General features: G+C 64.1%; 21 protein-coding genes. 10 read left to right on the plus strand and 11 right to left on the minus strand.

What is annotated here, in order from left to right; genetic code table 11:
- The first annotated feature begins 112 nt into the window (after positions 1 to 112).
- The gene (gene lepB / locus XH84_RS12480; protein ID WP_128920903.1) at positions 113 to 859 is read left to right on the plus strand and encodes a signal peptidase I; all 747 of its coding nucleotides are present in this window, start codon (positions 113 to 115) and stop codon (positions 857 to 859) included.
- 121 nt (positions 860 to 980) lie between these two features.
- On the opposite strand, the gene groL is transcribed toward lepB, so the two are convergent.
- Positions 981 to 2,621 (minus strand): chaperonin GroEL, encoded by a 1,641-nt coding sequence (gene groL, locus XH84_RS12485; RefSeq protein ID WP_092259181.1) that lies wholly within the window; start codon positions 2,619 to 2,621, stop codon positions 981 to 983.
- A 45-nt stretch (positions 2,622 to 2,666) separates the two neighbouring features.
- Positions 2,667 to 2,981, minus strand: coding sequence for a co-chaperone GroES (locus XH84_RS12490; RefSeq protein ID WP_128920904.1), 315 nt, complete (start codon positions 2,979 to 2,981; stop codon positions 2,667 to 2,669).
- A 379-nt stretch (positions 2,982 to 3,360) separates the two neighbouring features.
- On the opposite strand from XH84_RS12490, the gene XH84_RS12495 reads away from it, so the two are divergent.
- Positions 3,361 to 3,648, plus strand: a complete 288-nt coding sequence (locus XH84_RS12495; protein ID WP_128920905.1) for an usg protein — start codon at positions 3,361 to 3,363, stop codon at positions 3,646 to 3,648.
- A 204-nt stretch (positions 3,649 to 3,852) separates the two neighbouring features.
- On the opposite strand, the gene XH84_RS12500 is transcribed toward XH84_RS12495, so the two are convergent.
- Positions 3,853 to 5,982 carry an O-linked N-acetylglucosamine transferase, SPINDLY family protein gene (locus XH84_RS12500; protein ID WP_128920906.1) on the minus strand — a complete coding sequence of 710 codons (2,130 nt, stop codon included), beginning with the start codon at positions 5,980 to 5,982 and terminating at the stop codon, positions 3,853 to 3,855.
- Between the two features lie 222 nt (positions 5,983 to 6,204).
- On the opposite strand from XH84_RS12500, the gene XH84_RS12505 reads away from it, so the two are divergent.
- Entirely contained in the window at positions 6,205 to 6,732 is a 528-nt protein-coding gene (locus XH84_RS12505) for a cupin domain-containing protein (protein ID WP_128920907.1), read from the plus strand.
- Between the two features lie 134 nt (positions 6,733 to 6,866).
- On the opposite strand, the gene XH84_RS12510 is transcribed toward XH84_RS12505, so the two are convergent.
- Positions 6,867 to 8,117, minus strand: a complete 1,251-nt coding sequence (locus XH84_RS12510; protein ID WP_128920908.1) for a NupC/NupG family nucleoside CNT transporter — start codon at positions 8,115 to 8,117, stop codon at positions 6,867 to 6,869.
- Positions 8,118 to 8,301: 184 nt separating this feature from the next.
- On the opposite strand from XH84_RS12510, the gene XH84_RS12515 reads away from it, so the two are divergent.
- Positions 8,302 to 9,540, plus strand: a complete 1,239-nt coding sequence (locus tag XH84_RS12515; protein WP_128920909.1) for an MFS transporter — start codon at positions 8,302 to 8,304, stop codon at positions 9,538 to 9,540.
- Positions 9,541 to 9,758: 218 nt separating this feature from the next.
- On the opposite strand, the gene XH84_RS12520 is transcribed toward XH84_RS12515, so the two are convergent.
- The 6 genes from XH84_RS12520 to XH84_RS12545 form a co-directional block, all read right to left on the minus strand.
- Complete coding sequence (locus XH84_RS12520; RefSeq protein WP_128920910.1) at positions 9,759 to 10,517, minus strand: SDR family oxidoreductase; 759 nt, start codon at positions 10,515 to 10,517, stop codon at positions 9,759 to 9,761.
- A gap of 26 nt (positions 10,518 to 10,543) precedes the next feature.
- On the minus strand, positions 10,544 to 11,302 hold the full coding sequence (locus XH84_RS12525; protein ID WP_063195258.1) for a proteasome-type protease: 759 nt from the start codon (positions 11,300 to 11,302) through the stop codon (positions 10,544 to 10,546).
- An 81-nt stretch (positions 11,303 to 11,383) separates the two neighbouring features.
- Positions 11,384 to 11,791, minus strand: coding sequence for a carboxymuconolactone decarboxylase family protein (locus XH84_RS12530; RefSeq protein ID WP_128920911.1), 408 nt, complete (start codon positions 11,789 to 11,791; stop codon positions 11,384 to 11,386).
- 62 nt (positions 11,792 to 11,853) lie between these two features.
- A complete protein-coding gene (locus XH84_RS12535) occupies positions 11,854 to 12,702 on the minus strand; it encodes a transglutaminase family protein (RefSeq protein ID WP_128920912.1) in 849 nt (282 codons plus the stop codon).
- A 111-nt stretch (positions 12,703 to 12,813) separates the two neighbouring features.
- Entirely contained in the window at positions 12,814 to 13,758 is a 945-nt protein-coding gene (locus XH84_RS12540; RefSeq protein WP_128920913.1) for an alpha-E domain-containing protein, read from the minus strand.
- Positions 13,759 to 13,762: 4 nt separating this feature from the next.
- On the minus strand, positions 13,763 to 15,181 hold the full coding sequence (locus XH84_RS12545; RefSeq protein ID WP_128920914.1) for a circularly permuted type 2 ATP-grasp protein: 1,419 nt from the start codon (positions 15,179 to 15,181) through the stop codon (positions 13,763 to 13,765).
- 279 nt (positions 15,182 to 15,460) lie between these two features.
- Here XH84_RS12545 and XH84_RS12550 point away from each other — a divergent pair, with 279 nt between their 5' ends.
- The 3 genes from XH84_RS12550 to XH84_RS12560 all read left to right on the plus strand — a co-directional run bounded on the left by XH84_RS12550 (position 15,461) and on the right by XH84_RS12560 (position 17,551).
- The gene (locus tag XH84_RS12550; protein WP_128920915.1) at positions 15,461 to 16,198 is read left to right on the plus strand and encodes a competence/damage-inducible protein A; all 738 of its coding nucleotides are present in this window, start codon (positions 15,461 to 15,463) and stop codon (positions 16,196 to 16,198) included.
- A 41-nt stretch (positions 16,199 to 16,239) separates the two neighbouring features.
- Positions 16,240 to 16,767, plus strand: coding sequence for a xanthine phosphoribosyltransferase (gene gpt / locus XH84_RS12555; RefSeq protein ID WP_063195254.1), 528 nt, complete (start codon positions 16,240 to 16,242; stop codon positions 16,765 to 16,767).
- A gap of 166 nt (positions 16,768 to 16,933) precedes the next feature.
- On the plus strand, positions 16,934 to 17,551 hold the full coding sequence (locus XH84_RS12560; protein ID WP_128920916.1) for a hypothetical protein: 618 nt from the start codon (positions 16,934 to 16,936) through the stop codon (positions 17,549 to 17,551).
- 25 nt (positions 17,552 to 17,576) lie between these two features.
- Here the strand turns inward: XH84_RS12560 and XH84_RS12565 are convergent, their stop codons facing one another.
- On the minus strand, positions 17,577 to 18,599 hold the full coding sequence (locus tag XH84_RS12565; protein WP_128920917.1) for a methionine synthase: 1,023 nt from the start codon (positions 18,597 to 18,599) through the stop codon (positions 17,577 to 17,579).
- A 133-nt stretch (positions 18,600 to 18,732) separates the two neighbouring features.
- On the opposite strand from XH84_RS12565, the gene XH84_RS12570 reads away from it, so the two are divergent.
- The 3 genes from XH84_RS12570 to XH84_RS12580 all read left to right on the plus strand — a co-directional run bounded on the left by XH84_RS12570 (position 18,733) and on the right by XH84_RS12580 (position 21,190).
- Complete coding sequence (locus XH84_RS12570) at positions 18,733 to 19,434, plus strand: glutathione S-transferase N-terminal domain-containing protein (RefSeq protein WP_128920918.1); 702 nt, start codon at positions 18,733 to 18,735, stop codon at positions 19,432 to 19,434.
- 170 nt (positions 19,435 to 19,604) lie between these two features.
- Positions 19,605 to 20,213: a 2-hydroxychromene-2-carboxylate isomerase gene (locus XH84_RS12575; RefSeq protein ID WP_128920919.1), complete on the plus strand. Its 609-nt coding sequence runs from the start codon at positions 19,605 to 19,607 to the stop codon at positions 20,211 to 20,213.
- Positions 20,213 to 21,190, plus strand: coding sequence for an NADPH:quinone oxidoreductase family protein (locus XH84_RS12580; RefSeq protein WP_128920920.1), 978 nt, complete (start codon positions 20,213 to 20,215; stop codon positions 21,188 to 21,190). The genes XH84_RS12575 and XH84_RS12580 overlap by 1 nt, the downstream gene beginning before the upstream one ends.
- Positions 21,191 to 21,257 lie beyond the last annotated feature (67 nt).

Genomic DNA, 21,257 nt, shown 5'->3' on the forward strand with positions numbered 1-21,257 from the left:
CCTTCGCATTGAACGCCGTCAGCGCGACGTGCGACCAAGTTTGACGTTCGGCGGGATTGCGCGCGCGCCAAGGTTGCGTAATCTCGCGACGAGACTTGACCGGGGTGAGCGCATGACCAGTCTTTCGCAAACGATCCGGCCCTCGCGGGCGCAATCGCGCGAATGGAAGGCAATTCTCATCCTGATCCTGCTGGTCCCGTTGCTATGGTCGCCGCTGATCCTGTTTCGCTTCGTCCTGTATCAGCCGTTCAGCATCCCCTCCAGTTCGATGGCGCCGACGCTCATGGTCGGCGACTACGTCTTCGCCGCGAAATATGCCTACGGCTACGGGCGCTATTCCGTCCCCTTCGCGCCGTCCTGGATCTCGGGCCGCATCCTCGCCGCCGACCCAGAATACGGCGACATCGTCGTGTTCCGGACGGCGAAGGACAATTCGGCCGACTATGTCAAGCGCGTGGTCGGGCTGCCCGGCGACCGCATTCAGATGCGGCAGGGCCGGCTCGTCCTCAACGACCGTCCGGTGACGCGCGTCGCGCTGGAGGCGAAGCGGGCCGGTACCAGCTGCGGAGGCGATGACGAGGCGAAGGTCAAGCGCTGGCGCGAGACGCTGCCGAACGGCGCGTCCTACGTCACCAACGACTGCATCGACAGCGGCTATCTCGATAACACCAACGTCTTCACGGTGCCGCCGGGCCATGTCTTCGTGCTCGGCGACAACCGCGACAATTCCACCGACAGCCGCATGCCGACGTTCGGTTTCGTGCCGATGGACAATCTGGTCGGCAAGGTGACGCGGATCTTCTGGTCGCTGGACGAAGACGGCGAGCCGCGCATGGAGCGGCTGGGCAAGGTGCGGTGAGGCAAGGGCCTCTCCTCTCGTCATTCCAGGGCGCGACTTCGTCGCGCCCCGGAATGACGGTCCTCAAAACAAAAACCCCGGCATCGCTGCCGGGGTTTCGTAGTCTTTGAGGTAGCTGGACTTAGAAGTCCATGCCGCCCATGCCGCCGCCGGGGGGCATTGCCGGGCCGGCGCCGCCCTTCTTGGGCAGCTCGGCGACCATGGCTTCCGTGGTGATCAGGAGCGCGGCCACCGAGGCTGCGTTCTGGATCGCGGTGCGGACCACCTTGGTCGGGTCGATGATGCCCTTCTTGACGAGGTCGGCATATTCGCCGGTCTGGGAGTCGAAGCCGTAATTGTAGGCCTTGTTCTCCAGGATCTTGCCGACGATCACCGAGCCGTCTTCACCGGCGTTGATCGCGATCTGGCGAGCGGGAGCCGACAGCGCCTTGCGCACGATCTCGACGCCGGTCTTTTGGTCGTCGTTCTTGGTGCGCAGGCCCTTGAGCTGCTCGGAGGCACGGAGCAGGGCGACGCCGCCGCCCGGGACGATGCCTTCCTCGACCGCCGCGCGGGTCGCATGCATCGCGTCATCAACGCGATCCTTGCGCTCCTTCACCTCGACCTCGGTCGCGCCGCCGACGCGGATCACCGCGACGCCGCCCGCGAGCTTGGCGAGACGCTCCTGGAGCTTCTCGCGGTCGTAGTCCGAGGTGGTCTCCTCGATCTGCGCCTTGATCTGGGCCACGCGCGCCTCGATGTCGGCCTTCTTGCCGGCGCCGTTGACGATCGTGGTGTTCTCCTTGTCGATCATCACCTTCTTGGCGCGACCGAGCATGTTGAGCGTGACGTTCTCGAGCTTGATGCCGAGGTCTTCCGAGATCGCCTGGCCGCCGGTCAGGATCGCGATGTCCTGCAGCATGGCCTTGCGGCGATCGCCGAAGCCCGGAGCCTTGACGGCCGCGACCTTGAGGCCGCCACGCAGACGGTTCACGACGAGGGTCGCAAGCGCTTCGCCTTCGACGTCCTCGGCGACGATGACCAGCGGCTTGCCGGTCTGCACCACGGCCTCGAGCAGCGGGAGCAACTCGTTCAGCGAGGAGAGCTTCTTCTCGTTGATGAGGATGTAGGCGTCGTCCATCTCAACGCGCATCTTGTCGGCGTTGGTGACGAAGTAGGGCGAGATGTAGCCGCGGTCGAACTGCATGCCCTCGACGACATCGAGCTCGGTCTCGAGCGACTTGGCTTCCTCGACGGTGATGACACCCTCGTTGCCGACCTTCTTCATGGCGTCGGAGAGGAACTTGCCGATCTCCTGGTCGCCGTTCGCCGAGATGGTGCCGACCTGGGCGATCTCGTCGTTCGAGGTGACCTTCTTGGAGTTCTTCTGCAGGTCCGCAACCACGGCTTCGACCGCGAGGTCGATACCGCGCTTGAGGTCCATCGGGTTCATGCCGGCGGCAACCGACTTGGCGCCTTCCTTCACGATCGCCTGGGCGAGCACGGTGGCGGTGGTGGTGCCGTCGCCGGCCGCGTCAGCGGACTTGGAGGCGACTTCGCGCACCATCTGCGCGCCCATGTTCTCGAACTTGTCCTCGAGCTCGATCTCCTTGGCGACGGTGACGCCGTCCTTGGTGATGCGGGGAGCGCCGAACGACTTGTCGAGCACGACGTTGCGGCCCTTCGGACCGAGCGTGACCTTCACCGCGTTGGCGAGAACGTCGACGCCGCGCAGCATCTTGTCGCGCGCTTCAACCGAGAATTTGACTTCTTTGGCTGCCATCTGGATTTTTCCTTGAGGTGTTTGACTGGAGGGAGAGAGGGGCTCTTAGGCCGCCTTCTTCTTGGAAGCGGGGACGTCGAGGACGCCCATGATGTCGCTTTCCTTCATGATCAAGAGATCGACGCTGTCGATCTTGACTTCAGTGCCGGACCACTTGCCGAACAGCACGCGGTCGCCGACCTTCAGGTCGATCGGGATCAGCTTGCCGGATTCGTCGCGGCCACCGGGACCAACGGCGACGACTTCGCCCTGGGAGGGCTTTTCCTTGGCAGTGTCGGGAATGATGATGCCGCCAGCGGTCTTCTCTTCTGCGTCGATGCGCTTGACCACGACGCGGTCGTGAAGCGGACGGAATTTCATGCAGTCCTCCTAAACATTTGCACGAGTTGAGGATTTTGAGATTGTTAGCAATCGTTGCCCGCGAGTGCTAGCACGGGCGAGGCTGAAATAGGACAGGAATTTTGCGGGGGCAAGGGTTTGTAGCAAAAAAATCAGCACTCGGAAGCGCGGATTGCCAGCTTCTCTCGCCATCGTTAACCGAGCCTCGCACCCGTATTAGCACGGAGCGTTCTCTGCTGCTAACGCATTGAATTTCAACAGCTTGTTAAACTTTTGGGCTTGAGATGAATTGTCAGTTTGCGTCACATTTCTCTCATGTGAGCGCATCAGTACCGGGTGGCTCGTAAGGCGCACACCGACCAAGCCGCCCCTTGAATGCGCTCCTGCAAAGGAGGTTGGCATGGGACTGCGGAATGGGGTCGTTTCCGAGGATTTCCGGAAACAGATGCTGGGTTACGGGCTGACGACGGCACAAATTCTCTACCGGATGCCGGATCATCCCTCGCTGCTTCAGACCTACGTTTGGCAGAACTACGACATGTTTCCGAAATTCCCGGTGCTGAAGGATTTCCTGGCGTTCTGGCAGGAGAAGCTCGACGGCCCCCTCCATTCGGTGACCGTGGCGCATTCCAAGCTGATCAAGCCGGCCGAGCTGCGCGCCGTGGACGGCGTGTTCCGGCTGCATTGAGGGAGACCGGTCTCGTAGGGTGGGCAAAGGCGCTTAAGCGCCGTCCCCACCCACCCTCTCTCCATGGATCGTGCGCGGAAGGTGGGCACGCTTCCGCCTTCGCTCTTTGAGCTTCGGCGGACAAGTCGCTTTGCCCACCCTATACGATCTCCGTTGCGGCTGCGTCCGGCTGATGCGCTATTCCCGTGATCGCGTGTGCGGCAATCAGGCGCCGTTGCTGCAATAGCGTTGCCACATCGCGCGATAGGCATCGTCCACCGCTCGCCCGTATGAGGCCGGGTTGCCGGCGGCTGCGGCCCGGATACTGTCAGGCAATTCGAGGCGCAACTTGTCGAGCTCGCCGATCTGCAAGGCGCGGCTCGTTGCGACGTCGATATAGGCCTCTTGGCTGTCGGTGACCCAGTCAGGCAGGCCAAGCGCCGTGAGGATGGAGCCGGCGGCACGGCTGGGCAGGCTGTTGCCGAGTTTGGCGACCACCGGCACGCCCATCTGCAGGGCTTCCCATGTGCTGACGCCGCCGTTCTGCGGGAACGGGTCGAGGCAGATATCAACGCGATTGAACGATGCCAGATGTTCGCCTCGCAAGGTAGCGCCGAGCAGCTCGACGCGTTCGGCCGGCAATCCGCAGGCCTCGAACCGCGCCAGCAGATTTTCGCGGACCAGCCGGTCGTCCAGCGCGACATCCTTGATCAGCAGTCGCGAACCCGGCACGCGCTCGAGAATCCTGGACCAGACGTCTGCTGCCTCGTCCGAGATCTTGCTGATGCGGTTGAAGACGCCGAAGGTGACGAAGCCGTTCGAGATCGCTGGGGTTGGCGCCCGCGCAATCTCGGCCGGCAGTGGCGTCAGCGTCACGAAGCAGGGCAGGTCGACGACGGTCTCCGCAAACAGATGCCGAACCTCGTGCGGAATCGCGACCGGGTCCGAGATCAGATAGTCGATCGTCGGCAGCCCAGTGCCCGTGCCGTGGCCCCAGCCGTGGACCTGGATCGGCGCCGGTTTGCGCGCAAACACGCCGAGCCGGTTCCCTCTGGTGTGGCCGGACAGATCGATCAGGATGTCGATGCCGTCGGCGCGGATTTCGGCGGCGAGGCGATCTTCGCTCCATTGCGAGGCGTCGCGCCAGCGATCGGCGATCTCCCGAAATTGGCTGGTCGTCGCATCCACCTTCGAGGAGCAGGCGTAGCACACGATCTCGAACTGTGCCCGGTCATGGTGTTGAAGGACCGGCATGAAGATCAGCGCGGCCGAATGCGCGTTGAAATCCGATGAGACATAGCCAAGCACCAGGCGGCGATCCGGATCGCGATTGTTGTCATGCGGTCGCGCCGCTCCTGAAGCGATCTTCGCGCCGACACGCTCCCACCACACCTGACGAGCCTGCTGATGCCGTTCGACGGTGGCGTCCCCCGCAAAGTCGAGCGTGAATATCTTGTTGGAGATCGCGCTCTGCAGGTCAGGCTGGATGTCGAGGGCCCTGTCGAAACTGGCGAGGGCTTCGTCGACCCGGCCAAGTCCGGCGAGGCAAAGGCCCAGCACCAAGTGAGCTTGAATGGAACCGGGATCGATCACGAGGGCCTGCTCGCAATCGTGCGACGCCTGGGCAATCTGCTGGATCTGGAGCAGGACACCGGCCCGCGCGAGCCACCCATTCGCGTCGTCGGGTGCCAGTGCGATGGCCCGATTGCCGTCTGCCAGGGCTTCGTCAAATCGCTGAAGCTCCCGTAAAGCAATGGCGCGGTTCGCGAGCGCCGCCGCGTAGCTTGGCTTGATCGACAGCGCGCGGTTCAAGCTTGCGACGGCCTCGTCATAGTTGCGCTGACGGCAGAGCGCCCAACCTCGGCCGTTATGGGCTTCGGCAAGGTCCGGATTAAGTGCGAGCGCCTTGTCGTAGCTATGCAGCGCCTCATCGTGAAGGTCGAGGGCCACACTCGCATTGCCGAGATTGGACAGGGTCAGGGCGTGGTCAGGCCGCAGGGCGAGGGCCTTTCGATAGCTCGCGCGGGCCTCCTCGTGACGCCGTAGCCCGTTGAGGGCGACGCCAAGGCTCATGTGAGCATCGGCGGATCGCGGATCCGCTGCAATTGCCCGGCTTAGCAGGATTTCGGCTTGCTGATAGTTCTTGGCATCCGACTCCAAAACGCCGAGCATGTGCAGCGCGATGAATTGCATGGGTGCGAGCTGCAGGACTTGGCGATAGGCGGTCTGAGCCTCCGGCAAAAGTCCTATCTTGTGCAACTGGAGTGCGTGCCCGAGCAACGGCAACACTTCGGCCTTCTGTCGTTTCTGCAGCCGGGCATTTTGAAATGCACGCTGGCCTACGCTGCCGCCCATGAATCAATTCCCTCAAGAATCCTGCGGCGAGACTAATTCAGCGGCAGAACCAATACGAGACGCCGGCCGGTCGCCACGACAGCTTGGGACAAGCTACGATTTGATCGGATATTCGAGTGACGAGCCGGACGTCCCGCAATTGCTGCCTCGTCCAAGACTGGATAATCTGCCTTCGGGTTGTTCCCCGTCCGGCGGGCGCGGCTCAGATCAGGGAGGCAGACAATGGCCAAGCAAAAGGCATCAAGATCCGCAACGAAGGCTGCGGTGAAGAAGCGCAGCGGCGCAAAGGTCGCAGCGCGATCGTCGGCGCGCAAAGCGGTGAAGGCGAAGGCACGCACCGCGGCTCCGAAAAAGGCGGCACGCCCCCGGCAACGCATCGCGATCAGCCATCACCGTGAGGAAGACTTCAAGGCCGACGGCCTGCGCGCCTACGCGAAATACCGCGACCTCGGCATTGCAGAGGCGACCCACGGTCTCGCGCAAGCCCATGTGATCCGCCTGCAGGGCCCCTGCAATCCGGCCGAGGTCTCGAAGCTGCACTTCCACGACGTCGAATTCCAGATGGTCTACGTGCTCAAAGGCTGGGTGAAGACCTACATGGACGGGCAGGGCGAGACGCTGATGAAAGAAGGCAGCGCCTGGACCCAGCCGCCGAAGATCAAGCACATGATCCTGGATTATTCTGATGACGTCGAGCTCTTGGAGGTGATCCTGCCAGCGGAGTTCAAGACGGTGGAGTTGAAGGCGTAGGGCGACGCCGTAAATGCGCACACATCTCTCCACCCGTCATTGCGAGCGAAGCGAAGCAATCCAGAAATGCATCTGCGGAAACGGTCTGGATTGCTTCGTCGCAAGGGCTCCTCGCAATGACGGCGGAGTGAGACCTACGCCAACACCCCCACCACCGCGCCCATCAGGCACGTCGTCAGCGTCCCCGACACGATCGACTTCAGCCCGAGCGCGTTGATCTCCTCGCGCCGCTCCGGCGCCATCACGCCCAAGCCACCGATCATGATGCCGAGGCTGGCGAAATTGGCGAAGCCGCACATCGCGTAGAGCATGATCAGGCGCGAGCGCGGATCGAGCGCGCCGGCCGGCAGCTTCGAGAGGTCGACATAGGCGATCAATTCGTTGAGCACGGTCTTGGTGCCCATCAGGCTGCCGGCGGTGACGGCCTGATCCCACGGCAGCCCCATCAGCCAGCACACCGGCGCCATCGCCAGCCCCAACAAGCGCTGCAGGGAGATCGCGGCACCGCCGATATCAGGCAGCAGTCCGAGGATGGCGTTGACGAGATAGACCAGCGCCACCAGCACCAGCAGCATGGCGACGATGTTGAGCAGCAGCTCGAGGCCGGCGGTGGTGCCTTTCACGATCGCGTCCATCGTGCCGGATACCTCCATCTCGGGGTCCTCCAGCGTGCCGCCGGTGCGCTTGTCGGAGGTTTCAGGCACCATGATCAGGCTGACCAGGATCGCACCCGGCGCGCCCAGCACGGAGGCGATGACGAAATGCGCGGCGGCGTCGGGGATGAGGGGAGCAAGCAGCGTCGCATAAAGCACCAGCACCGTGCCGGCGATTCCCGCCATGCCGCCGGTCATCACCAGGAACAATTCGCTGCGGGTCATCTGCTTCAGATACGGCCGCACGAACAGTGGCGCCTCGACCATGCCGAGGAAGATGTTGGCGGCGGTCGACAGGCCGACCGCGCCGCCGACGCCGAGCGTCCGCTCCAGCAGCCAGGCCATTCCGCGCACGACCGGCGGCAGCACGCGCCAGTGGAACAGCAGCGTCGTCAGCACGCTCATGACCAACACGATCGGCAGCGCCTGGAACGCCAGGATGAAATCGGCGCCCGGCACTTTGACATCGAAGGGCAGGGGGCCGCCGCCGACATAGCCGAACACGAAGGCGGACCCGGCGCGCGAGGCCGCCGAGATCGCAGCGACCGCGTCGTTGATGGCGCCGAAGGCATGCGCGACGACCGGCAGCTTCAGCAGCGTGATCGCGGTGGCGAAGGTGACGACGAGGCCGATCGCCGCCTGTCGCAGCGATACGGCGCGCCGGTTCTCTGCGAGCGCGAAGGCGATCAACAGCAATGCGAAAATGCCGAGTGCCGATTGCAAGCGCAGCATGATGTCCCCAAACCCTCAATGATTATGGCCGTGCCTGCGCTGCAAAGGCAATGCCGACAGATCCGGGACGCCTCGCATTGTTGACAAGCGGGTCCGCCTCAGCCACGCGGGGAGCTCCGATATCACGGGGGCGAGCGGTCCGAGGGTGACCCAAAAGACGATCCAAGGGGTGGTCGAAGCGGCGATGCCAGAGCAGCCAATATCCGGACATCCACCAGTCAGCGCCAGCGCGCTTCTCGTCCACCGCGCCTTCCTGTTCTTCCTGCTCTCGCGCAGCCTGTCGCGCTTTTCCAGCCAGATCGCGGCGGTCGCGATCGGCTGGCAGATCTACGATCTCACTGGTTCGGCCTTCGATCTCGGCATGGTGGGCCTCGTCCAGTTCCTGCCCACCGCGCTTTTGGTGTTCGTCGCCGGCCACGCCGCGGACCGCTTCGAGCGCAAGCGCGTGGTCCAGCTCTGCCAGCTCGTGGAAGCCGCGACCGCGCTCTATCTCGCAGTCATCACCTATCTCGGTGCGGTCGGCGAGGTTCAGATCTTCTTCGCAACCTTCGTGCTCGGGATCGCCGGCGCGTTCGAGAGTCCGACCACGGCGGCGCTGCTGCCGGCGATCGCGCCGCAGGGATCGCTCCAGCGCGCCACCGCCGTCTCCAGCGGCGCGGCGCAGGTCGCGACCATCACCGGGCCGGCGCTCGGTGGCTTCGCTTATGCGGTTGCCCCGCATCTGGCCTATGCCGTGATGGTGCTGTTCTGGATCGTCGGGATGATCCTGACCGGCTTCATCCGGCCCCGCCCGCAGGCCATCGCCAAGGAGGGGACGGAGACGGACAACATCTTTGCCGGCGTCCGCTTCATTCGCAGCAATCCGGCGATCCTCGGTACCATCTCGCTCGATTTGTTCGCGGTGCTGTTCGGCGGCGTAACTGCGCTCTTGCCGATCTATGCCCGCGACATCCTTCAGGCCGGGCCGGTCGGGCTCGGCGTGCTGCGCGCGGCACCCGCGGTCGGCGCGCTGCTGATGACCATGGTGCTGGCGCGTCACGCCATCTCCAGGCATGTGGGCCTACGCATGTTCCAGGCGGTGATCGTGTTCGGCCTCGCCACCATCGTGTTTGCGCTGTCGTCCTGGATGTGGCTGTCGGTGCTGTCGCTCGCGGTGCTCGGTGCCGCCGACACGATCAGCGTCGTGATCCGCTTCTCGCTGGTGCAGCTCGCAACGCCCGACGAGATGCGCGGCCGGGTCGGCGCGGTCAACTTCCTGTTCATCAACGCCTCGAACCAGCTCGGCCAGTTCGAAAGCGGGGTGGCCGCCGCGCTGCTCGGCGCCATGCCGGCCGCCGTGCTCGGCGGCGTCGCCACGGTCGCAGTGGCGCTGCTCTGGATGAAGCTGTTCCCGAGCCTGCGGAAGGTGGAGAGTTTGGAGTAGGGCGAGATGGTCTCGTGTTCCGGACAAGCCGCAACGCGTCAGTGTTGCGGTGCAGAGCCGGGACCCAGAAAGGCCAAGAACGAGATCGGGGCAGCGTGGGCCCCGGCTCGGCAGCGCGTCATTTCATGCCGCGCAGCGTCCGGGGCACGGTCGCGGACAGAGCATAGGGAAATCAATGAGATCCCTACTGTGCATGGGGTTGTTTTCGTGTTTTTGATTTAGCCCCGTCCGACGAACGGCATCTTGGTCGCCATCACCGTCATGGTCAGCACGTTGGCGTCGAGCGGCAGGCTGGCCATGTAGGCCACGGCATCGCCGACCGCCTTGGCGTCCATGCGCGGCTCGTGCTTGGTCGTGCCGTCCGGCTGTAGCACGCCGGGGCCGTTGACCATGCGGTCGGTCATCGGGGTCGCGGCATTGCCGATGTCGACCTGGCCGACCGCGATGTCGTACATGCGCCCGTCGAGGTTACTGGCCTTGGTCAGGCCCGTGATGGCGTGCTTGGTCGAGGTGTAGGCGGCCGAGAACGGCCGCGGCGCATGCGCGGAGATCGAGCCGTTGTTGATGATGCGGCCGCCGCGCGGGTTCTGGTCCTTCATGATGCGGAAGGCGTGCTGGGTGCACAGGAACGGGCCGGTGAGGTTGGTGTTCACCACCGCCTGCCAATGCTCGAGGCTGAGGTCCTCGAAGTTCACCGCGGGCGCGCCCATGCCGGCATTGTTGAACAGCACGTCGAGGCGGCCGTAGGTCGCCTTCACCTTGTCGAACAGGGCGGCGATGGAGTCCGGTTTGGTCATGTCGGCGGTGACGCAGAGGCTCTTTCCCGCGGGGCCGAGCTTTGCGGTCTCCTCGAGCATGTCGAGCCGGCGCCCGACCAGCACCACGGTGAAGCCGGTGTTCATCAATGCCAGCGACGCCGCGCGCCCGACGCCGGTGCCGGCGCCCGTCACCAGGGCGATCTTTTTTGCTTCACTCATCGTTTCCTGCCTTTTCTGTTGAGCTGTCAGGTTTTGGGTTCTTTTTCGTTCTTGTAGGGCGGGCGCGGAATGTTCTGATGCGCTGCGCGCAGCGCCGCCGACCAGCGCGAGCGCAGGTCGTGGAAATAGGGCTCGCCCGCCTCGATGCGGTGGTTGAGGTCGGCCTCGCAGGCGTCCGCGCGCACCACCAGCACGTCGATCGGCAGGCCGACGCCGAGGTTCGAGCGCATGGTCGAGTCCATCGAGATCAGGCCGGTCTTCAGCGCCTCGTAGAGCTCGACGTCGTAATGCATGGCGCGGTCGAGCACCGGCTTGCCATATTTGTGCTCGCCGATCTGCAGGTAGGGCGTGTCGGTGGTGCACTCGATGAAATTGCCGGCGGTGTAGACCATGAACAAGCGCATCCGGGAGCCCTTGATCTGGCCACCGAACAGGAAGGAGACGTCGAAGGACACGTCCTCGGATCTCAGCGCCGGCCCTTCGGTCGCGTGCACCGCCCGGATGGCCCGGCCGATCCTCTGGGCGGCCTGGAACATGGTCGGCGCGTTCATCAGCGTCTCGAGCTCGCCCGTGTTGGGGTCCTCCAGGCCTTCGGTCAGCGTGGAGAGCACCGACTGGCTGATGGCGAGGTTGCCGGCGCTGGCGATCGCCATGATGCGCTCGCCGGGCTTGGAGAAGATGTGCAGCTTGCGGAAGGTCGAGACATTGTCGAGGCCGGCATTGGTGCGGGTGTCGGCGATCATCACCAGACCGTCCCGAACCAGGATTCCGCAGCAATAGGTCATTTCCAGTCCCCGAACGCGTTTGCGCGGAATTACTAGCCAATTTCAAGGAGGCATGAAACCCCCGATTACCGGGGCGGGACCTCAGTCAGCAGCATCGATCAGAAACGCCTCGTCGACCGGCACGCCGAGCGCCGTGACCAGCCGGTTGGTCTCCGCGGCCATGCCGACGATGGCGAGCATCTCGGCATATTCGGCCTCGCTCATGCCCTTGGCTCGTGCGGCGGCGGTGTGAGAATGAATGCAGTAGCTGCAGCCATGCGCGATCGAAACCGCGACATAGAGCATCTCCTTGACCCTGGGATCGAGCGCGCCGGGCGCCATCACCTCCTTGATGCTCTCCCAGGTCCGCCGCAGCGTCTTCGGATCATGCGCCAGCGCGCGCCAAAAATTGTTGATGAAGTCCGACTTCCGCACCTTGCGGATATCGTCGAAGACGGCGCGTGCTTCAGCGGAGAGTTCATCGTCCGAAAGCAGCTTTACAGTGGCCATGGGTACCTCGCGGGGGCTGATTTCGCGAGTGTAGCACGGCCGATGCGATCCGACGGCTGCGCCTAGCCCTGCCGCTGGGATTGCGATTGCGACGGCCCGCCGCGGCCGGCCTGCTCGACCTTCACGGCCACCGTCAGCGTCTCCGTGCCGCCGCCATAGCGGGTGCCGCGCACCGGGGCCGCGCCGAGATAGTCGAGCCCGATCGCGACGCGGACATGGGCGTCGGTGGCGCAGATGCTGTTGGCGGGATCGAAGCCGACCCAGCCGAGATCGGGCACGAAGGCTTCCGCCCAGGCGTGCCCGGCGTCCTGATGCAAGAGACCGTCCGCGCGCAGGAAGTGGCCGGAGACGAAGCGCGCCGGCACGCCGGCGGCGCGGGCGCAGGCAATGAAGATGTGCGCATAGTCCTGGCAGACCCCGCGCTTGAGCGTGAACGCCTCCGCCGCCGAGGTGCCGCTATGGGTCGGGTCCTCGTCGAACGTCATGTGATCGGCAATCTCAGTCATCAGCGTATGCAGGAAGCCGAGCGTGTCGCTCTCGGCCTCGCTGCGCAACTGACGCGCCACCGCCATCATCGCGGGATTCACCGAGGTGAGGTCGGTTGGGCGCAAGAACATGCCCGCCGGAAAGCGTTCGTCGGTGCCGCGCAGCACGCCGCCGGTGTCGTGGGTCTCGATCAGCCCTTCGGCGGTGATCTGGATGTCGCCGACAGGACCGCAGGACAGCACATGGGTGACGTTGCCGAACGCATCCTCGTGCATGTCGAGCTTGGTGTCCGTGGAGACGTCGATCTGCCATTCCGCCACATATTGCCCGTCATGGCTGCCGGGCGTCATGCGCAGGATCTGGATCACGCTCGTGGCCGGCGGCTCGTAGCGATAAGTCGTGGTGTGCAGGATTCGCAGGCGCATGAGGAACCGTTGTGCTTGCGTCGTCATTCCGGGGCGATGCGCGAGCATCGAGCCCGGAATCTCGAGATTCCGGGTCTGGTCCTTCGGACCATCCCGGAATGACGACGTTCATCAGATCAAATACTGCTTCGTGATGATTTCGCCCAGCCTGGAATTGTCCGTGATGAATTCCTGAATGAATTCATGGACGCCGTGCTGGAAAATGTCGTTCATGTTGCTGTGCTCCAGCCGGTTGCGGATGCCGCGGGCGTGGCGCTGGGCCGCGCCCTGGCGGCCATAGGCGACGCCGATCTGGTCGAGGTTGCGCACGAGATTGCCGTAGCAGCTGGCCAGCGAGCGCGGCAGCGTATCGTTGAGGATGAGCAGGTCCGCGATCAGCCAGGGTTTGAGCGTCTCGCGATAGACCCAGTGATAGGCCGTCAGCGCCGAGACCGAGCGCAGGATCGAGCTCCATTGATAGAAGTCGAGCGGGCCGCCGACATGCTCCTCCTCGGGCAGCAGCACGTGATACTTCACGTCGAGAATGCGCGCGGTGTTGTCGGCGCGCTCCAGGTGCACGCCCATCCGCGAGAACCAGTAGGCGTCGTTGCGAAGCATGGTCCGGTAGGCCGAGCCGTCGAAGCGCAGCGAGGTCTCCTGCACGAAGCGCAAAAATTTGGCGAGGTCTTCGCGCGTCGAGGTGCCCTTGCTCCAGACCGCCTGAAGCTCGATCCAGGCCGAGTTGATGGTGTCCCACATCTCGCTGGTCAGCGCGGTGCGCACCGAACGCGAGTTCAGCCGCGCCGCCTCGATGCAGTTCCTGATCGAGGACGGGTTGTCGACGGAGAAAGAGAGATAGTCGACGACGTTGTGCTCGTTGGCTTCCTCATAGGTCTGATAGAAGCTGGCGGCGACGCCGGCGGTGAGCAGCGCCGAGTCCCATTCGTTGGTCTTGCCGATATAGGCGGCGGGAAGCGCGGTGACGCGCAAGGTCGCATCGATGGTGCGCGCGAGATATTCGGCCCGTTCGACGTAGCGGGCGAGCCAGTAGAGGTTTTCGGCGGTACGCGACAGCATCTGTCTACTCGTCCAGGATCCAGGTGTCTTTGGTGCCGCCGCCCTGGCTCGAATTCACTACCAGGGAACCTTCCTTCAGCGCAACACGTGTCAGTCCGCCCGGCACGATGGTGGTGCGCTTGCTGCCGGTGAGCACGAAGGGCCGCAAATCGACGTGGCGTGGCGCAAGGCCTGATGCCGTGCAGGTCGGACAGGTCGAGAGCGCCAGCGTCGGCTGCGCGATAAAACCTTCCGGCTCGCGCTTGAGCTTCTCGCGGAACGCTTCGATCGTGGCTTTGGTCGCAGCGGGGCCGATCAGCATGCCGTAGCCGCCGGAGCCGTGAACCTCCTTGACGACGAGCTCGCTCAAATTGTCCAGCACGTAGGCGAGATCCTTCGGCTCGCGGCAGCGCCAGGTCGGCACGTTCTTCAGGATCGGCTCCTCGCCGAGATAGAATTTCACGATGTCCGGCATGTAGGAGTAGATCGCCTTGTCGTCGGCGATGCCGGTGCCGACGGCGTTGGCGAGCGTGATGTTGCCGGCCGCATAGGCGGACATCAGCCCGGGCACGCCCAGCACGGAATCGGGACGGAAGGTGAGGGGATCGAGGAAGTCGTCGTCGACGCGGCGATAGATCACGTCGACCCGCTTCAAGCCTTCCGTCGTCCGCATGAACACTTCGTTGTTCTTGACGATGAGATCGCGGCCCTCGACCAGCTCGATGCCGAGCTTGTCGGCGAGGAAGGAGTGCTCGTAATAGGCCGAGTTGTAGACGCCGGGGGTGAGCAGGGCCACCGTCGGCTCGCCGGAGGCGCTTTGCGGCGCGACCGAGCGCAGCGCGGCGAGCAGTTCGTCCGGATAGCGTTCGACCGGCGCCACCCTGTGGCGGGCGAACAGATCCGGAAACAGCCGCATCATGATCTCGCGGTTTTCCAGCATGTAGGAGACGCCGGACGGCGTGCGGGCATTGTCTTCCAGCACGATGAAGTCCTCGGCATCGACCCGGACGATGTCGATGCCGGCGATGTGCACATAGACGTCGTGAGGCACCTGCTGGCCGTTCATCTCGGGCCGGAACACCGGGTTCTGAAAGATCAGATCGTCGGGCACGATTTCGGCGCGGAGGATGTCGCGGCCGTGATAGATGTCGCGCAGGAACATGTTGAGCGCGCGCACGCGCTGCTTCAGGCCCTTCTCCAGCAGTGCCCATTCCTTGCCGGACATGATCCGCGGGATCACGTCGAAGGGGATCAGGCGCTCGGTGGACTCGGCCTCGCCGTAGACCGCGAAGGTGATGCCGATTCGGCGGAACAGGAGCTCGGCCTCCTGGCGGCGATATTCGAGCGCCTCAGGGGGCGTCTCCTTGAGCCAGCGCGCCAGCTCCTGATAGGCAGGGCGCAGATCCCCGCCGGGAATGTTCATTTCATCAAACGCGACTGCCATAGATCCCGACTTGTCTCCGCAAGGCGTTGCGCCATTGGACAGGCCGCAAGGCCTTGGTGAAGACCGCAACGTCCTGTGGCCATGCGGCAAGAGTGCATGACTTTCATGTGGTAGCAAGGGCCGGGCCAGCGCGATAAGCATGGACTGGCAGCATTTGCCGGGGGTGGCTGGCGGCTTGCCCGAAAAAATGGCGGAGGACTGCTTATTTCGGCAGCAAAACCGCGTGACTTCAACGCGTTACCCCGGCAAAGTCGGCGTCACAGGTGAGGGACTTAAGGCATGAGCGAGATCGTCACGGCGGGCATTCTGGTCATTGGCGACGAAATCCTGTCCGGCCGGACCAAGGACAAGAATATCGGCTTCATCGCCGAATACCTGACCAATATCGGCATCGACTTGAAGGAAGTCCGGGTCGTCTCCGACGACGAGGCCGACATCATCGCGGCCTTGAACGCACTGCGGCATCGCTACACTTACGTCTTCACCACCGGCGGCATCGGGCCGACCCATGACGACATCACCGCCGACAGCGTCGCCAAGGCGTTCGGCGTCGGCATCGACCACCATCCGGAAGTCGTCGCCCGTTTCCGCGAGCGCTGGAGCGAGCAGGACCTCAACGAGGCCCGTCTGCGCATGGCCCGGATTCCTGCCGGTGCCGAGCTGATCCAGAGCGCGACCATCCTCGCCCCCGGCTTCAAGATCGGCAATGTCATCGTCATGGCGGGTGTGCCGTCGATCATGCAGGCGATGATGGACATCGTTGCGCCCAAGCTGAAATCGGGCGTGCGCATGCTCTCCGACACGGTGCGCGCCAATGCGCGCGAGGGCGACATCGGCAGTCCGCTGCGGGCGATCGCCGCCGCCCATCCCGACACCATCATCGGCAGCTATCCCTTCATGGACGAGGACTCGAAGCCGAACACCAACCTGGTGGTGCGCTCGCGCGATTCGGAGAAGCTGGCGGCAGCAATGGCTGCGGTGAAGGAGATGCTGGCAGGATTGAACGTCAGCCGTTAAAGCCCCGGCTTGCTGGACGTTTTACGACGCAGGAGACGACAATGGCTGGTGAAGCACCGGAACTGAGCGCACAGGAGCGGGCGGGCAGGGCCTTTCCGGTCTCGTGGGACCAGTTCCACCGGGACTGCCGGGCGCTGACCTGGCGGCTCAACGAGGTCGGTCCGTTCCACGCGGTGATCGCGATCACGCGCGGCGGCCTCGTGCCGGCCGCGATCGTGGCGCGCGAGCTCGGCGTGCGCGTGATCGATACGGTCTGTATCGCGAGCTACGATCACGACAAGCAGGGCGAGCTCCAGGTGCTCAAGGGCATTTCGGAACAGGCCATGAAGCTCGGCGGCGGCACCGGCAAGGGGCTGCTGATCGTCGACGACCTCGTCGACACCGGCAAGACCGGCAGGCTGGTGCGCGAGATGCTGCCGGACGCGCATTTCGCCACCGTCTACGCCAAGCCGAAGGGGCGCCCGCTGGTCGACACCTTCATCACGGAGGTCTCGCAGGATACCTGGATCTTCTTCCCCTGGGACACCGCGCTGTCCTACCACCCGCCGCTGCGCGACGGGGCGGCGTGAGTTTTCTTCACCTCGCCCCGCTTGCGGGGAGAGGTCGGATTGCATCGAAGATGCAATCCGGGTGAGGGGGAGCTTCCGCGAGTCCGTCTGTCACCTTATCTGTAGAGGCAGCCCCTCGCCCCAACCCTCTCCCCGTAAGAATGGGGAGAGGGAGTAGACTCGCACCATGCCCCTGCAAAACCGCGTCACGCCCACCGGCGACATCATCGCCACTCCGCATCGCGGCAGGTTCACCGGCAATCGCGGCATCATCCACGATCCCGCGACCAAGACGCTGCTGAAGAAGCGCTGGTCGTCGCCGGCCTGGATTATTTGCCTATGCGAATTCCGCGGCTGGCGGCGGCCGGTGATGGCGCGGCGGAGCTGGACCGAGCTGTTCTTTCTCGACGAAGCCACTGCCTTCGCCGCGGGGCACCGCCCCTGCTTCTTCTGCCGCCGCGACGATGCCAACCGCTTTCGCGCGGCATGGGAGCGGGGCAATGGCGCAAGCAAGGTGAGCGCAAAGGCGATGGACACAAGGCTGCACCTGGAGCGTCTGGACCACGGCCGCAAGCGCCTGCACGCGTTGCCAGGACGGCTCGCAGACCTGCCCGATGGCGCGATGCTGCAGCAGGGCGAGCAGAGCTTTCTGATGATGAAAGGCCGGCCGCTGCTATGGTCGCCAGCCGGCTATTTGCAGGCCGAGCACGGGCTTGAGGGGCCAATGCTGCTGACGCCCCCGTCCACATTGCGGGCGCTAAGCGCCGGCTATCAGCCGGCGCTGCATCCAACCGCTCTGGACTAGCAGAGGGACTTGCGGGTCACCGCCATCACCCGAGCTTCTCGCGCGCCAGCGCCGCGCCTGCGCCGAGCGCCATCAGCTTGGCTTCGGCGATCTCGCGCCGCATCGGCGCCATGCCGCAATTGGTGGTGGCGATGATGTTGCTCTTGGGCACGAACTTCGACACGGCGTCGATCACCTGCACGACATCCTCGGCGGTCTCCACCGCATCGCTGGCGACGTCGATCACGCCGGCCTGCACGATCTTGTTCTTCAGGAGCGCGAGCAGGTCGAGCGGGACCTTCGAATTGCGACATTCGATCGCGACCTGCTGGATCGGGCTGGCGTCGATTGCGGGAAAGATCTGCTCATACTGCCGCCATTGGCTGCCTAACGTCTCCTTCCAGTCGGTGTTGGCCTTGATGCCGTAGCCGTAGCAGATGTGCACGGCAGTGGCGCAGGTCAGCCCCTGCGCGGCGCGCTCCAGCGCCTTGATGCCCCAATCGTTGACCTCGTCCATGTAGACGTTGAAAGCGGGCTCGTCGAACTGCACGAGATCGACGCCGTCGGCCTGCAATGCCTTGGCTTCCTCGTTGAGCAGCTCGGCGAAGGCAAACGCCATCTTGACGCGATCGCCATAATAGCGATCGGCGATGGTGTCTATGATGGTCATCGGGCCGGGCAGGGTGAACTTCAGCTTCTTCCGGGTGTGGGTGCGGGCCACCCGCGCCTCGAAGGCATGCACGCGATCCTTCAAGCGAAGCGGTGCGACCACCTGCGGCACCATCGCCTTGTAGCGATCTTTCCGGATGCCCATCTCGACCTTGTGGGCGAAATCGATGCCGTCGATCTTCTCCAGGAAACCGTGGACGAAATGCTGGCGGGCCTGCTCGCCCTCGGTGAGGATGTCGATGCCGGCGTCCTCCTGGATCTTCAGCCAGATCAGCGTCGCATCGCGCTTGGCACGGAGCAGCTCATCGCCTTGCGACTTCCAGGGCGCCCAGAGCATGTTGGGCTCGGCGAGCCATTCCGGCTTCGGCAAGGAGCCGGCGATCGTGGTTGGAAACAGCATGGCGGCCCTCCCGGCGGGTTGTGTTGCGCCCCTTCCTGCCATGTCTTAACGTCGAGGTACAGAACAACAAAAGTCGTCATTTGGCTGGCGGCATCGACAGGGAAGGCCAGAAGGAAATGCCAAGGGAAAGGTCATGATCGACCTCTATTATGCGCCGACGCCGAACGGCTGGAAGATCTCGATCATGCTGGAGGAGCTCGGGCTTCCCTATGACGTGAAGCCCGTCAACATCCGCGCTGGCGAGCAGTTCGCTCCTGAGTTTCTGGCGATCTCCCCGAACAACCGCATCCCTGCCATCGTCGACCACGCACCCGCCGACGGCGGTGGACCGTTCTCGATCTTCGAGACCGGCGCAATCCTGATCTATCTCGCGGAAAAGACCGGCCGTTTCTTGCCTGCCGACTTGCGGGGCCGCTCCGCGACGATCCAGTGGGTGATGTGGCAGATGGCCGGCCTCGGACCGATGCTCGGCCAGCACGGCCACTTCGCGCTCTATGCGGCGGAGAAGATTCCTTACGCAATCGAGCGCTACCGCGACGAGGCGGCCCGGCTCTACGGGGTGCTCGACCGGCAGCTCGAGAAGACCGGCGCCCATGTCGCCGGCGATTATTCCATCGCCGACATCGCCTGCTTCCCCTGGACCATGACCCACAAGGCGCAAGGCTTTACGCTGGACGACTATCCGAACGTCAAACGCTGGTATGCCGAGGTCCGAGCCAGGCCGCAGGTGCAGGCGGGGCTCGCGATCGGCAAATTCGTCAAAGAGCCGTTCGACGAGGAATCACGCAAGATCATGTTCGGGCAGAGGGCTAAGGAAGTGTTGGGAAGGAAGTAGGCCTCCGCTCCCTCCTCGTCATTGCGAGGAGCTCGCGACAAAATTGCGAAGCAATTTTGCGCGGGCGACGAAGCAATCCAGACTGTCGCCGCGGAAAGTTTCCGGATTGCTTCGCTTCGCTCGCAATGACGGAAGATAGAGTCTAGCGGATAAAAGAAAAAGGAAACGCCATGATCGAATTCTTCTTCGACTGCTCCAGCCCCTGGACCTATCTCGCCTTCCACAACATCCAGCCGCTCGCCAAGGAGTTGGGCGCCGAGATCGTCTGGCGGCCGATCCTGGTCGGCGGCATCTTCAACACCGTCAACCCGAGCGTCTATGCGCAGCGGGAGAAGCCGGTGCCGCTGAAGGCCCGTTACATGAAGAAAGATCTTCAGGACTGGGCGCGCGCGGCGGGCCTTGAGATCAAGATGCCGCCGACGGTGTTCCCGGTGAACAGCGTGAAGGCGATGCGCGGCTGCATCTGGCTTGGCAAGGAGATGGTGCCGTTTGCGACGGCCGTGTTCCAGGCCTATTGGGGCGGTGACAAGGACATCTCGCAGGACGCGGTGCTTGCCGACATCTGCAAGCAGGTCGGCATCGACGAGCCAAAATTCTTCGCGGGCATCTCCGAGCAGGGGATCAAGGATCAGCTCAAGGCGAATACCGAAGAGGTCGTCGCCCGCGGCGGCTTCGGCTCGCCGACGATTTTCGTGGGCAAGACCGACATGTATTTTGGGAACGACCGCCTGCCGCTGATCCGCGAGGCGCTTTCGCGCAGCAAGGCGAGCGCGGCCTGATGGTCCGCGCCGTCGTCTGCCGCACGCTCGGCGAGCCCGAGGCGTTGCGGCTGGAGGAGTTTCCGTCGCGCCCCCTGAACCCGGGCGAGGTGCGCGTCGCGATCCGCGCCGCCGGGCTGAACTTTCCCGACGTGCTGATGGTCGCGGGCCAATATCAGCTCAAGCCGGAATTGCCGTTCACGCCCGGCATGGAAGCGGCCGGTGAGGTCACCGAGATTGGCGCCGAGGCAAAAGGTGTTGCCGTCGGTGACAAGGTCATCGTCAAGATGCGCCACGGCGCGTTTGCGGACGAAGCCGTCGTCACGCCGTCGCAGCTCACCCCTAAGCCGTCGACGTTCGACTACGCCGAGGCTGCGACCTATCTTGCCGGTCACGGCACGGCCTATCATGCGCTGATCGATCGGGGCCGGATCGAGCCGGGCGAGGTGCTGCTGGTGCATGGCGCCGGCGGCGGCACGGGATTGGCCGCCGTCGAGATCGGCAAGATGCTGGGTGCGATCGTGATCGCGACCGCCTCCAGCGACGAGAAGCTCGCCATTGCGAAATCGCGCGGCGCCGATCATCTCGTCCGCTACGACCGCGAGCCGTTTCGCGATGCCGTCAAGCGCATCACCGATGGTCGCGGCGCAGACGTCGTGTTCGATCCCGTCGGCGGCCAGGTCTTTGAAGACTCGATGCGCTGCATCGCCTGGGGCGCGCGGCTGCTGGTGATCGGCTTCACCGGCGGCATCGGCTCGGCGAAGACCAATCTGCTGCTGATCAAAGGCGCCAGCGTACTCGGCGTCCGCGCCGGAGAGGCCGTGCGCAAGAACCCTGTGCTCGGCGCAGTCCGCCTGAAGGCGCTGCTACAATGGGCGGAGGAGGGCAAGCTGCGCCCCAACGTCTCGCACCGCTTGCCGCTGCAGGATTATGCCAAGGCAATGCGGCTCTTGATCGATCGCAAGGCGATCGGACGCGTGGCGCTGATGATGGAGTGATCGGCCCTGCCGTATTCGTGAGCAGGTGCCGCCTATCTTTTTCTCACTCGTATAAGGAGTTTTCTTT

The organism is Bradyrhizobium nanningense, from assembly GCF_004114535.1.
GTDB lineage: Bacteria > Pseudomonadota > Alphaproteobacteria > Rhizobiales > Xanthobacteraceae > Bradyrhizobium > Bradyrhizobium nanningense.